This is a genomic window from Chryseobacterium sp. CS3K3.1, from assembly GCF_059515165.1.
This window is the reverse complement of record NZ_JCAKRV010000019.1, coordinates 32,853-45,579: the sequence shown is the minus strand read 5'-3', so window position 1 is coordinate 45,579 and position 12,727 is coordinate 32,853. Positions and strand designations below refer to the sequence as shown.

Annotated in this window: 9 protein-coding genes; 7 read left to right on the top strand and 2 right to left on the bottom strand. The window is 31.0% G+C overall.

Annotation, left to right across the window (positions count from 1 at the left end; all coding sequences use genetic code 11):
- Positions 1-56 precede the first annotated feature (56 nt).
- The 3 genes from AC5YGI_RS16985 to AC5YGI_RS16975 all read left to right on the top strand — a co-directional run bounded on the left by AC5YGI_RS16985 (position 57) and on the right by AC5YGI_RS16975 (position 3,207).
- Positions 57-1,040: an alpha/beta fold hydrolase gene (locus AC5YGI_RS16985; RefSeq protein WP_330746782.1), complete on the top strand. Its 984-nt coding sequence runs from the start codon at positions 57-59 to the stop codon at positions 1,038-1,040.
- Positions 1,041-1,519: 479 nt separating this feature from the next.
- Positions 1,520-2,167: an SMI1/KNR4 family protein gene (locus AC5YGI_RS16980; RefSeq protein WP_330746781.1), complete on the top strand. Its 648-nt coding sequence runs from the start codon at positions 1,520-1,522 to the stop codon at positions 2,165-2,167.
- A 479-nt stretch (positions 2,168-2,646) separates the two neighbouring features.
- The gene (locus tag AC5YGI_RS16975) at positions 2,647-3,207 is read left to right on the top strand and encodes a hypothetical protein (RefSeq protein WP_330746780.1); all 561 of its coding nucleotides are present in this window, start codon (positions 2,647-2,649) and stop codon (positions 3,205-3,207) included.
- Positions 3,208-3,263: 56 nt separating this feature from the next.
- On the opposite strand, the gene AC5YGI_RS16970 is transcribed toward AC5YGI_RS16975, so the two are convergent.
- Positions 3,264-3,860 (bottom strand): Crp/Fnr family transcriptional regulator, encoded by a 597-nt coding sequence (locus AC5YGI_RS16970; RefSeq protein ID WP_330746779.1) that lies wholly within the window; start codon positions 3,858-3,860, stop codon positions 3,264-3,266.
- 438 nt (positions 3,861-4,298) lie between these two features.
- On the opposite strand from AC5YGI_RS16970, the gene AC5YGI_RS16965 reads away from it, so the two are divergent.
- Positions 4,299-5,588, top strand: a complete 1,290-nt coding sequence (locus AC5YGI_RS16965) for a DUF3945 domain-containing protein (RefSeq protein ID WP_330746778.1) — start codon at positions 4,299-4,301, stop codon at positions 5,586-5,588.
- A 194-nt stretch (positions 5,589-5,782) separates the two neighbouring features.
- Here AC5YGI_RS16965 and AC5YGI_RS16960 read toward each other — a convergent pair whose 3' ends face one another.
- Positions 5,783-7,333 (bottom strand): T9SS type A sorting domain-containing protein, encoded by a 1,551-nt coding sequence (locus AC5YGI_RS16960; protein WP_330746777.1) that lies wholly within the window; start codon positions 7,331-7,333, stop codon positions 5,783-5,785.
- 481 nt (positions 7,334-7,814) lie between these two features.
- Between AC5YGI_RS16960 and AC5YGI_RS16955 the strand changes: the two genes are divergently transcribed.
- The 3 genes from AC5YGI_RS16955 to AC5YGI_RS16945 are packed head-to-tail and all read left to right on the top strand — an operon-like array spanning position 7,815 to position 12,719.
- Entirely contained in the window at positions 7,815-9,386 is a 1,572-nt protein-coding gene (locus tag AC5YGI_RS16955) for a type I restriction-modification system subunit M (RefSeq protein WP_330746776.1), read from the top strand.
- A complete protein-coding gene (locus tag AC5YGI_RS16950) occupies positions 9,386-10,984 on the top strand; it encodes a restriction endonuclease subunit S (protein WP_330746775.1) in 1,599 nt (532 codons plus the stop codon). The genes AC5YGI_RS16955 and AC5YGI_RS16950 overlap by 1 nt, the downstream gene beginning before the upstream one ends.
- Complete coding sequence (locus AC5YGI_RS16945) at positions 10,965-12,719, top strand: restriction system-associated AAA family ATPase (protein ID WP_330746774.1); 1,755 nt, start codon at positions 10,965-10,967, stop codon at positions 12,717-12,719. Before AC5YGI_RS16950 ends, AC5YGI_RS16945 begins: the two co-directional genes overlap by 20 nt.
- Positions 12,720-12,727: the final 8 nt, after the last annotated feature.

The window sequence follows — 12,727 nt, the reverse complement described above, 5'->3', positions numbered from 1 at the left end:
AAAACGATACTTCTTATACTTAAATAAATATATTTATGCAATTTAATTTGAATAAGATGATTAAAATAAAACTACTTTCCATCATAACATTACTTTTTTACCACACCTTTCAAGCGCAAAGCGTGATTAAAAGTGATTCTGAAAAAAAACTATATTCAATAGACTCTGTTTTTTCTAATGATATTGGAGGAATTAAACAAGTGATAAGGATTACAACTTCTGATGTTAAGAGACCGATACTCTTTTTTCTATCAGGCGGTCCCGGAAGTTCCATGATGAATAATTCGGATAAGTTCACAAATGTATTAAAAGATCATTTCACTCTTATTCAGTGGGATCAAAGAGACGCTGGTAAAACCCTTGCATTAAATCCCTCACAGATCCAAGTTTCATTGGACCTAATGACAAAAGATACTTATGAGGTTATAAGATTTGTTTTAAAAGAGTTAAAGCAAGAAAAATTATATTTATTAGGCAGTTCATGGGGCAATGTTTTAGGCTTTGATATCGTCCAAAAACATCCTGAATTACTTTACTCATATTTTGCAGTCAATCCTGTTGTAAATCAATTATCCAGCGAAAAAGAATTACTCAAAACTTTGAAAATATACTTCAAAGACAATCCGGATGCAAGAACGGAGTTGGAGAAGGTCAATATTCCTTTTCTGAAAGAAGAAGATTTATTTTATTTAAGAAAATGGCTTTTTTTTAAAGAAGGTAAAACATTTGTAACTGAAAATAATTTCAAAAATGGATTTTTACAATGGTCAAAGCGATGGTCTCCTGTCTGGAATGAAGTCATGACTATTAATTTATCAAAAACATTAAAAGAAATCAATTGCCCTATATATTTTTTTGTAGGTAAAAATGATATTCAGACATTAACAAAAATAACTACAGAATATTACAAAAGTCTAAAAGCACCTCATAAAAATATTTTTTTGTTTGAAGATTCTGGTCATCAAATTCATCAGGATGAGCCAGAAAAATTCCAAAATACAATCATTCAGTCATTAAATCTAGATATTTCAAAACCCTGATCAATTACATATTCGCTATACTATAAATTTTTTTAGTGGCTGTAAAGATTTAGATGAAGAAGACAATGATCACATTATTGTCAATTATAAAATAAATTTTGAATCTTGTGAAATCGAAATAACCGGAGAGCCAGTTGCTGAAGATCGTAGTACTTTAGATGAATTTTAAATTATTATAAAATTTCAAAAAACGATTTAATGAGAGAAGCGTTAATAATGTGCAAACTTTTTCTTCATATTCTGAATTGGGAACTCGCTGCGTGCTGAATTAAGCTGAATTCATTAAAGAATTAGTAACAGGATCAAGAAACCGGTATATATCCACAAAGAAACATAGACAGTTGTTATTTGGGCCGATTTACTAATATTTCCGAAAACTGAATCAATTGAACTTTAATAATAAGATAGGCTTTTTGCTTCGATTTCTTCCCTAACGCAAAGCCCAAAACGTAAACAGAAATATTAAACGCAAACTCTTCATGAAATCAAAATTAGAAAAAGTTAAAGAAAATCTTAAAAAATTAATTGAAATAAACCCTAAGGGTAATTTCAAAATTGGAAGATGTTTAACTTTAAAAGAAATAGAACTTTTCGAATTCAACCATAAAATTAAGTTACCAGAAGAATATATTGATTTTGTAACAAATGTAGGTTGTTTTGGTTTTGGGCCTAATGAAGGACTTCTTCCTTTAAATCAATATAATGATTTACGTCACCGTATTTTAGAAAATGATTTACAAAAAGAATTTCCATTTACAGAAAAAAAAGAAGATGATGAACTCTACCATTTTGAATATGATTCTTTGTTAAATGGAGTTATATTGATTTCTGATTGCGGATGCGGAGATTTTGAAATATTGATTGTTAATGGAGAAGAATATGGGAATGTTTGGGGTGATTATCGAGTATCATGTAATGGAATGATGCCGCTAACAAATATAAAAAATGAAAAATTATCTTTTTTAGATTGGTATAACCAATTTTTAGAGAAACAAATAGATTATTATAAAAAATATGACCCAAAAAAAATTGAAAATATACTTACTGAAATAGAGACAAATAGAAGATTAATTAAACCAAAGCACTCTTTCAGTGTAATGAATTTCTTTTCTAAAATACTCAAATAACACTTCTGCTATCATTGTAATGGCAAAATACAGAATTGAAGTTTTAAATCATTGGTTTTATTTCTTGATGTATATAACCAAAAAAATAAAAAATAGAAATTCCTTATTTGGAAATTAAGAATTTATTTATAAGTGACCCGAATATTAAAAATGAAAATCTCAAAAAACGATTGATTTCTTGCATATGGACAGAATAAAAGTATGAGGAATTAAAAATCTTCCAAAATAGATTTATCATAAACTTAATAAATGAATTCTATAAGTCTCAAAAAACGATGAAAAAACAATCTTTACTAAATAATAAAATTTCAATTATACTATCTTTAAATATGAATTATGCGCAAGATTTGTAGGTAATTACAATTACTTATCATCGAATATAAATTTAAAAATCAATCCTTTGAAAAAAAATAAATTTTGATTGTATTTTGATAACTAAGTATATTTGAGAGTTATCTCCAATTCTAACATCTCACTATATGAAAAAACTAATTTTTTTTTACTTTTTATTTATTTCCAATCTTTATTTTTCTCAGAATTATATGACTCTGACAACTAAAGATATTCAAGAAAAATTTGAATATAAATACAAAAAAGATATTCTTTCGAAATTTATTGCTTCTATGAAAGATATTGATCATAACCCTTTAGTATCTGAAAGCATTCCAGGAAAAGTTATTCGTTGGGACAGTAATATTGGACAATATTCAATTATTAAAAATTTTTTAGTTAGCAAAAATGATTTAGAGGAAATTAAAACAAATCCAAATGATAAAGAATTTTTAACTAACCTAAATAATTATTTTCCAAAAGAATCTCAATTTACATACAGTGATTGGGGAAATGGTACTATTATAAAAATTTTATCTGATGGAAATTTTTTAATAGCTAATAAAGCTCGTTCCTATCATAGACAATCAATGATACCAAATAATGATATTATAACTATAGAACTTGAATACAAAACAAAAAATTTTAAAGAATTTAAACTTGTAAGATTCAAAAAAATCAATGATAAAATTTGGACTGTAGTAAAATAAGTAAGGACTACAGATAACAAGGTATTGCCAAAACGTTAATAATTACTTTTAAAATCTTAAAAAACGATCTTTCGTTCATCTAATTGCAGCAGCCCTTGTTCTGCCATTTTCTTGATTGATCTGATTACCGTTTCAACTCTTAATCCGGTTAAATTAGCAATTTGTTGTCTTGTGTATGGTATAATGCACTTGCTACCTTTTAAGTTAGATTGTGTTGACTTTAAGTAGTCCAAAATAATTTTAATTTTATTCTGAGGATCAGAACCAGACATTGTTGGCAGCATCATATACTTGTAAAATAATCTGCTTGAAAGTAAATGAAAAATTTCCAACATTACATCATTATTTTCATTTAACAGTTTTTTAAAATCCTGTTTTGATAGTTTTATTATTTCGCAAGAATCCCTGGCAATTGCGTTCATAGGGTAGGGCTGATCGATGAAAAGAAGAGATTCACCAAAACTTTGACCATCAGTAACAATATTGTGCGTAAACTCTTTACCATCATCGAGGTAATTATTTAGTTCAACCGCTCCGTGCACTATTTGATAATAGAATAAAGGCACGGCGCCCTCTGAGAAAATTACCTCTTTAGAATTGTAATTTTGACATGCCGCACCATAAGAGAATAAGAGATCTTTACTAATTATCATATTACAAATTTTAAATTTTATAATTCTTCTTTTAGTAAAAATTGGTATTAATTCCCATATCAAAAAGAAGGCCAATTTGTTGGTAAATACCTATCAATACATTGGTCGGTAAAAAAAAATGGTTTTATTCATTGGTTAGTGAATAAAAATTGTATATTTGTACTTCTTAGTGAAAATATTGCAACGATATTTTAGCCTCCTTTAGCCCTGGGAGGCTTTTTTTATGATGATGTTCATAACAGATAACTTTAATTACTCTTGAATCATCATTATAGATAGTTTTAAAGCTAGGAATATTTTGAAAGTAAATCTAATGACAGAATAATCATTAATTTCACTTTGTAATGTCACCGAGTGCCAAATATAGATAATCAGCCGCCATTGATGTAAAAAACTTTTTTCTCTTTGTATCTTAAATCCTTACTCAATATTTAAGTCATGGATAACAATATAAACAAAGAACTGAAAACCGTTGAAAAAACAGGCGATACCTTACTGGTACTCCATCATGAAACAGGTACTGTTGGAATTGTTAAGGGATTGGGTGATAATGGGGAAGTAAATAGAGCAGGTCCTCAGGATCTGAACGGTGATGAAATGCTGAGTATTGAGCGCAATGAGAACTCTTTTACTGAGTTTTATTCGGCGTTTTATCACCAGCTGAAGGAACTTTCGGAGTTTTCTTTCTTTAAAGTGACAGAATATGAAGCGAAGCAGACAGCTGTAAACCTTCAGAAGTATATGGATAAGGCTACGGATGAAGAGAAAAAAGAGCTGAAGAAGTATGAGATATCTATTGATGTGGTGGAGGCATATAGAAAGGCAGAAGCGAGAAAAGTTCTCAAAGGAGAAGATGTTGGGAATAGTTATTTATTTAAAGCTGAACAGGTGGATTGGAAGGTGGTAGAGAAGATCGGTTTAAGCAGAGAGAAGCTGGAAGAATTGGAGGTATTGGAACCGATGCTGAAAGGATATAAAACCCCGATGCTGGTTCCGGTACATATTGAACTGGGAACAGTATCGGGTACGATTGAAGCGAGGCTTTCCCTTCAGGCTAATGATTTTGGAGAAGTGGAACTCAGGTTTCATCCGGTAAGAAGAATGCCTGATTTTTCCCAGCCTTTCTTTGGGCATGTATTTTCAGAAGAGGATAAAAGGAATCTGATAGTAAGCGGGAATATGGGAAGGGTAGTGGATCTGGTGCATGGGATTACAGGAGAGATCGTGCCTTCTCTTATCAGCAGGGACAGGCTGACCAATGAGCTGGTGCAGGTAAGGGCAGACAGGGTGAGAGTTCCACTCGTGATCAAAGGTGTGACCTTGGATGAAGGGCAGAGAAAAATATTAAGGGAAGGAAAAGCGCTGTTTATTGAAAATATGCTTTCAGCTCGGGGGACCCTGTTCAATGCAGCAGTTCAGTATAATGCGGATAAAAGATATGTGGAGTTTTTGCTGGATAAGAATGTTAGGAGGATGGGAGTTACGGATTTAAGGGAAGTTCCCAGAGTGTTTAGGGGAAAAGAATTAAAGAAATGGCAGGTAGAGAAATTAATGGCTGGGGAGGTAGCGTATATGGATGGGCTGGTGGATAGGAATGGGAAGGGATATCAGGGATATTTGAGGTTCGACAGAAGGATAGGGAAGTTTGAGTTTTCGTTTAGGAATGTGTGGAAGAAAGACAAGAAACAAGAGGACGGGAAGAATAGGAAGAGAGGGAGGGGGATTTGAAAGCCTTCTGTGGGAAGGCTTTTGCTTTTGGGGTGAAAGCAAGTGTTTGGGGGATTACAGTTTCATCCTTTATATTTCACTGTCTTTTAGGGAGCTGTTAATTTTAAATAAGGGTACTTTTTTCTGATCTTTTTCCTACTCTTAAAGTTAAAGAGTATAAGAATTATGTCCTGACAAAGTTAGCAACTCCAATATTACTTCTTTATCAATTTCTGAACAGAAATTTTATTTCCTGAATTGATTTGTGACCAATATACTCCTTGCTTTGATATCGGCAGTTGCAGCTGTTCCGGAGCCTGAGAGCATCTGAAATTTTCTTTTCCATAAATAAGTCTACCCGAATAATCAAAAATACGAACGCTTACTTTGGTCTCTTTTTCACATTTTATATTAATATGGTCTGAAAAAACTGTCGGGAAGATTTTGAAGTTATCTGCTTTTTTAGACTCAACAATTCCTAAGTTATTGTATGTATATTGTGCAAGTGCAAATTTGCTTTTGCTTGGAAAATCTGAAGAAGAAGCAAATCCTGCAAGAATTATTTTTGAATCAAAAACCAATGATGAATACGGAATATCCTGAAATCCTGAAAAATCTGTAATTACAACACCGGAATTTCCGAATTGTGTATCTAAAATCCCAGATAGATTAAATTTCATCATCGCAAAATTTTCATTACCGTTGGTCGCCGAGTACGTAGATCCAACTGCGATAATATTATTTGAAGAATCTAATTTCATATTTCTCAGCTGACCTCCGATACTTGGAAGAAGTGTCTGTACAACACCGTTCGTTCCGAAAGCATTTTCAAAAGAACCATCCACATTGAATTTTATTATCGTAAAGTTAGATGAAACATTGTTATTGCTTGATGAGAATGATTCTCCGCCCAATAAAATACTTCCGTCGCTTAAAACAATATTGGTATTTGACAGTGAGCTACCTATATTCGTAACATTAAAATATCTGTATCCTACGGTGGCAAATGAAGTATCCAAAGTTCCGTTTGGTAACAATCTTAATATAAACATTCTACCTTGGTTGGAGCCTGTCGTCAGCAAAAGATAGCCTGAGCAAACGATTGTTCCATTGGGAGCAATATTTACGGCATTCAAATAATGGCGGTGATTAACAGGTGCAATAGTGAATAGTCCGGTATTATTAAACGTAGTATCAAATTGGCCGTTCTGTAATAAACGCAAAACGTAACCTTCTGTCAATGCATTCGTGCCTCTTTTGTTACCGACCACAATTATTTTTCCGTCAGATTGCAGTTCACCGTTAAAGACATTGTCATCTGACTGAACACCAAAATTGATTTCCAGAATACCGTTTGTACCGAAATTTGTAACATAATTTCCATTTTCATCAACTTTACAGACGATGATGTTAAAATATCCGTCGGCGGCAAGCTTAGTTCCGAGAATGATCACCTCGTTGTTGCTTGTCTTTAATATTTTTTCAATTGATTTAAACGGAAGCTGTTTGATTCCGTTGCTCTGAAAAGAAGTGTCAAAAGAACCGTCAGAATTGTGTCTCACAAGATAAGCGCTGGTATTGTCAGTACCTCCAACCAGTATTTTACTGTTGCTCACAGCAATCATCGACCCTATTTTCTCAATATTTGAGTTTGCATTGATGTCATAAACCATTTTTCCATTGGTTCCAAAATTATTATCAAGTACCTGAGCAAAAAAGAGGCGTACAGATGATAACAAAACAATAAAGATCGCTTGATATTTCATGATTATTTATTTAGCTAATTTCTGATATTTGACGATGGAGTCAACGGTTTTATCCTGAAATTCAGCAGAATTAAACCACGCAAATATAGGCAAAAACTTCAATGAAAGAACATGAATCCCACTTTTGAGAATGCTGCCTCTTTCATCATAAAGAAGGTTCGATAAAAATGTCTGAAAAATATCTTAATAAATTGATTCGCACATATTTCGCGCATATTTTAGAATACTTTGAGTAGAAATAAAAATTGTTGATGAAGCTTTAACACTAAAATAAAATTGAGATGAGTAAAAGGTTTTTAAAAGGTTTTTAAAAGGTTTTTAAGAGGTTTTTAAGAGGTTTAATATTTAGTATAGAATATTTAGCTTTAATAATCATAAAAATTAAGTCATCATAAATTCATGTAAATATAGATAATCGGTATATTTGTAGATTGTCGGAATTTCTTCAAACAAAGAAATTTTGAAATTTTAACTTGATTTTATGCTACAAAATAATCCAATATTAAAAGCTTTAATTGACCGTCTTTGGAATAACTTCTGGAGTGGCGGTATCAGTAACCCCCTTACCGCCATTGAACAAATTACATATTTGATTTTTATGAAACAAATGGATGATTTGGAAGAGAAACGTGAACGGAATGCAAGGTCTAAAGGAGAGGCTTATACCTCAAAATTTGATGGTACTTATAAAGTACCAGGAAGTGACGAAGAAATTAACAAACAAGACTTGCGTTGGTCTACGTTTTCAAGCAGTATGTCAGGCGAAGCACTTTTATACCATGTACAAACTAAAGTATTTCCTTTTCTTAAAGAATTTGAAGGAGGGTCTAAGTTTACCAAAGCTATGGCAACTGCTGTTTTTATTATGCCGAAGCCATCTTTATTAGAAGAAGCCATCAAAATAATTGAAAAGATCTTTGTTGAAATTGAAAAAGATGCTATTGAAGGTGGTCACGCCTTTCAAGATATACAAGGTGATGTGTATGAGATGTTATTGGGTGAAATTGCCAGTGCAGGTAAAAATGGACAATTTAGGACTCCACGTCATATTATTAAATTGATGATCGACTTAGTGCAGCCACAATTGGAGCAGCGAATTGTTGACCCTGCTTGTGGAACTGCTGGTTTCTTATTGGGAGCATATCAGTATATCTTGACTGATTTAGTTAAAAAAGATAATCCAGAAGCCTTGCAACCAGATGAAGATGGTTTTATGCGTGCCACGGTTTCAGCTACTTTAAATGAAAATTTAAAGCATATTGTTGAAGAATCCTTATATGGCTATGATATTGATACTACTATGGTGCGATTAGGATTGATGAACCTTATGATGCACGGTATTAACCAACCTAATATTGATTACAAAGATACATTAAGTAAATCCTATAATGAGGATTCGCTATACGATTTAGTACTTGCTAATCCACCTTTTACAGGTAATATTGACAAAGGTGATATCAATGAAAGTTTAAAACTTGGAACTACCAAAACCGAATTACTTTTTATCGAACGTATCTATACCATGCTAAAAATGGGAGGTAGTGCAGCAATTGTCATTCCTCAAGGTGTATTATTTGGTAGCGGAAAAGCTTTTGTGGAATGTCGAAAAATAATGGTGGAAAAAAGCGAATTGAAAGCTGTAATAAGTATGCCAAGTGGGGTGTTTAAACCTTATGCAGGAGTAAGTACTGCTATTTTAATTTTTACCAAGGGAGGCGAAACTAGTAATGTGTGGTTTTACAACATGAAAAATGATGGGTATACTCTTGATGATAAACGTAATAAAATTGAAAAGAGTGATTTACTTGACATTGTTCAGAAATATCATAAACGTAATTCTTTACCAAGCACAGATAATCAAAGAACGGTAAATTGTTTCAACATTTCAAAACAAGAACTTATTGATAATAACTATGATCTAAGTTTTAATAAATATCAAGTACAAGTTTATGAAGATGTTGAATTTGAAGAACCAAAATTAATATTTAAAAAATTAGAAACTATTGAAGAAGATATTATTAAAGGAATTAATGAATTAAAAGAGCTATTTTAATGGAATTTGTAAAATTAGGTTCTGTTTGTAAATTGAGAAATGGTTATGCTTTTAAAAGTAAAAATTTTACTGAAAGCGGTGTCCCGATTATTCGTATTTCAAATATTAGTGATAATGTAGTGACACCGCAAAATTCAGTGAGAACCATTTATGAAAAACAATTTGATAATTTTAAAATCAATAATGGGGATATTCTGATTGCAATGTCAGGAGCAACAACTGGTAAATATGGAATATATAAATCTGAAGAAATTGCATATCAAAATCAGCGAGTAGGATGTTTTAAGATATTGGATAGAAATAGGTTAGATCAAGATTATCTATTTCATGTTTTAAATACCATTAAGCCAATTATTAAAACAATAGCAAATGGTGGTGCACAAACCAATATTTCTTCTACTTCAATTGAAGGAATAGAGATTTTTTTACCTTCGTTGAGTGACCAAACCCAAATTGCGAAAATTTTAACACAGGCAGACAAGCTAATCCAAATGCGGAAAGAAAGTATAAAGCTTTTAGATGAGTTTTTGAAGAGTACTTTTTTGGAGATGTTTGGAGATCCCCTAAAGAATGAAAAGAAGTGGAAATATTTAACTGGAGAAAAATATTTAAGTAAACTTACTGTTGGGGTGGTTACAAAACCTGCATCTCATTATGTAGAGGAAGGAGTGATAGCATTGCGATCATTAAATGTTAAACCAAATAGAATTGATTTATCTAACCTTGTTTATTTTTCTAAAATAGCAAATGAAACTTTATTATCAAAATCAATTTTAAATGAAGGTGATGTAGTTTTTGTGAGAACTGGTATGACAGGAACAGCAGCGATTATTCCTAAAGAATTAGATGGTTGCAATTGCATTGATTTAATTATAGCAAGACCAAAAGAAGATTTAATTAATTCTAAATATTTAGTTTTCTTTTTCAATTCTGATATTGGTAAACGAATAGTTTTATCCAATGAAGTGGGGGGAATTCAAAAACACTTTAATGTTAATGCATTAAAAAAAATAAACATACCTATTCCTCCTATTCAACTCCAAAATCTATTTGCTACAATAGTTGAAAAAGTTGAGAGTTTAAAAAATAGTTATGAGTCTAGTTTACTAGAATTAGAAAATATGTATGGAGCTTTGAGTCAAAAAGCCTTTAAAGGTGAAATTAATTTAAATAAAATAAATTTAGAATTATCTAAGACCGAATTAAAAACACCTGTCGGAGGTTCTTTAGAACCACATATTGAAACTGAAAACATTCCGGTTTTTCCAGAAAAAGTGAAACATATAAAGGATATGTCACTTGATGAGTATTATGGAATTCCTAAAGAAATCATAGCAAAATATGGAAGCATAGACGACCACAATCAAGACCAGGAACTTTTACTTAAAAAGATTTTTTATAACAGACCAGTAGACTTATCGAGACTTGAAGAAATTTATAATAAAATCTATTCTCATCATGGTAAATATTTTGAATTTGAAGATTGGAAAAAATTTATTTTCGAAGAGATTTCAAAACCTAAACCATTTTTAAAACAAAAATATAATTCAGAAACAAATCAACTAGAAATAGTAATTAATGAAATTAAAAAGGCTTAAATTAAATTCCCAATTTAGAAGCCTACAGGCAGGCTTTGAAATAGACTTTCTAAATGATTATAATTTAGATAAGTTATGGGATTTTTTACCCTACTGTTTGGTAGGTAGAAATGGTTCCGGAAAATCAAATATACTTGAAGTCTTAGCAGAAATTTTTTATCACATTGAATGTATCTATTTGGATTTTAAACCCGAGGGTTTTAGTGGAGAAGGAAAATTTAAAAATATACATACTGAAGGTTTTTTTGCTGAAAGTTGTAATCCAGACGCTTTTGAGTTGGAATATTATTATTACATCAAAGGAGATTTTTCTAGAAAGCATTTTAGCTCTTCTTTTAATATTGGCTATGATGCACATATAAAAATTGACAAGAAAAGAAATGAATCTCCAAAAGTATATTGGTTAAATAGAGCAGAATGTGTTAAAAGCGGAAATACATTATTGGAAAGAAAAGAAGTCAAAGATTTTTTACCAGACTTTATTGTTGCTTATTCATCAGGTGAAAATCAATTAATAAATCTTCCTTTTTTTAAAATGCGATTTGTACAATATGATGAATATTTGTACAGGCTAATCAAAGATTTAGACTATATTAAACCTGAGAGTAGATTTGTATATTTGGATGACTACTACAATCAAGCTGTCCTATTATCTATTTATTTATTACGTGAAAAAGAATCACTGCTTCCCTTTAAGAATGAATTAGGGCTTGATGATATTAAATCTTTTAGATTGATAATAAAAAATGATGAATTTGAAAAAGTTCATAAAGATGTTTTCCAAACAATTCCGCTAGAAGAAAGGAAAAATAAAAACAAAATTACCCGTGAACTGACATCTTTGATAAGTAAATCGATCGAACGATTAAAAGCTTGCAGTACAACCTCGTATTACAACCATGATACAAAAGAGTTGATTTTGGATTATTTTGTGGATAAAGAATGTAGACAAGCATTCAAATTTCACTTTGCAGATGATGCTTTCGAGTTGTTTAGAACTTTCCAAGTTTTACTTAACTTGAATAACTATAAAACTACAAAAAAAATAAAACAAAAAGTTTATCATTCTAAAAATATTTATATCAATCAAGATGTAATTCCTTTGCCGTATGATGAGGAAAGAATCTTTAGATTTAAGGATGTTGTTCTAAAGAAAGATAATGTTGATGAAGTAATTTACACAAAATCTTTATCAGATGGTGAATATCAATTTATCCATTGCATAGGTTTATGTTTGTTGTTTAGGGATACTAACTCTTTGTTTTTATTAGATGAACCAGAAACCCATTTTAATCCTGATTGGCGCTCCAATTTTGTTTCAACGTTAAGAGATTGTCTCAAACAAGATCAAACAAGCTCATTAGATAATAGGAGAGATCTACTTATAACATCTCACTCACCGTTTATCATATCAGATTGCCAACCAGAAAATGTTATTATTTTTAGAAAAAAAAATAGTAAAGTAGAACATCAAACTGCTAAAGACAAAGGGATAAGAACTTTTGGAACTTCAGCTAATATTTTAACGGAAGAGATTTTTGGTAAAAAAGAGTCTATATCTAAACTTTCATTAGAAATTATTGAAAAGATTAAAAACATGCCTTTAAATAGTCCTGAAGATATATTAGCTGCTAAAGAAGAAGCAAGAATATTGGGTGAATCTGTAGAAAAAGTATTGTTATTTAGAGAGCTGATTATCAGAGAAAATGAACTTAATAAGCAAGATGATAAATAGCTATAAAT

Bases quoted from the DNA above. Each gene is read 5' to 3' on its own strand.
- AC5YGI_RS16985 (WP_330746782.1), top strand. From the start codon at position 57: ATGATTAAAATAAAACTACTTTCCATCATAACATTACTTTTTTACCAC.
- AC5YGI_RS16980 (WP_330746781.1), top strand. From the start codon at position 1,520: ATGAAATCAAAATTAGAAAAAGTTAAAGAAAATCTTAAAAAATTAATT.
- AC5YGI_RS16975 (WP_330746780.1), top strand. From the start codon at position 2,647: ATGAAAAAACTAATTTTTTTTTACTTTTTATTTATTTCCAATCTTTAT.
- AC5YGI_RS16970 (WP_330746779.1), bottom strand. From the start codon at position 3,860: ATGATAATTAGTAAAGATCTCTTATTCTCTTATGGTGCGGCATGTCAA.
- AC5YGI_RS16965 (WP_330746778.1), top strand. From the start codon at position 4,299: ATGGATAACAATATAAACAAAGAACTGAAAACCGTTGAAAAAACAGGC.
- AC5YGI_RS16960 (WP_330746777.1), bottom strand. From the start codon at position 7,333: ATGAAATATCAAGCGATCTTTATTGTTTTGTTATCATCTGTACGCCTC.
- AC5YGI_RS16955 (WP_330746776.1), top strand. From the start codon at position 7,815: ATGCTACAAAATAATCCAATATTAAAAGCTTTAATTGACCGTCTTTGG.
- AC5YGI_RS16950 (WP_330746775.1), top strand. From the start codon at position 9,386: ATGGAATTTGTAAAATTAGGTTCTGTTTGTAAATTGAGAAATGGTTAT.
- AC5YGI_RS16945 (WP_330746774.1), top strand. From the start codon at position 10,965: ATGAAATTAAAAAGGCTTAAATTAAATTCCCAATTTAGAAGCCTACAG.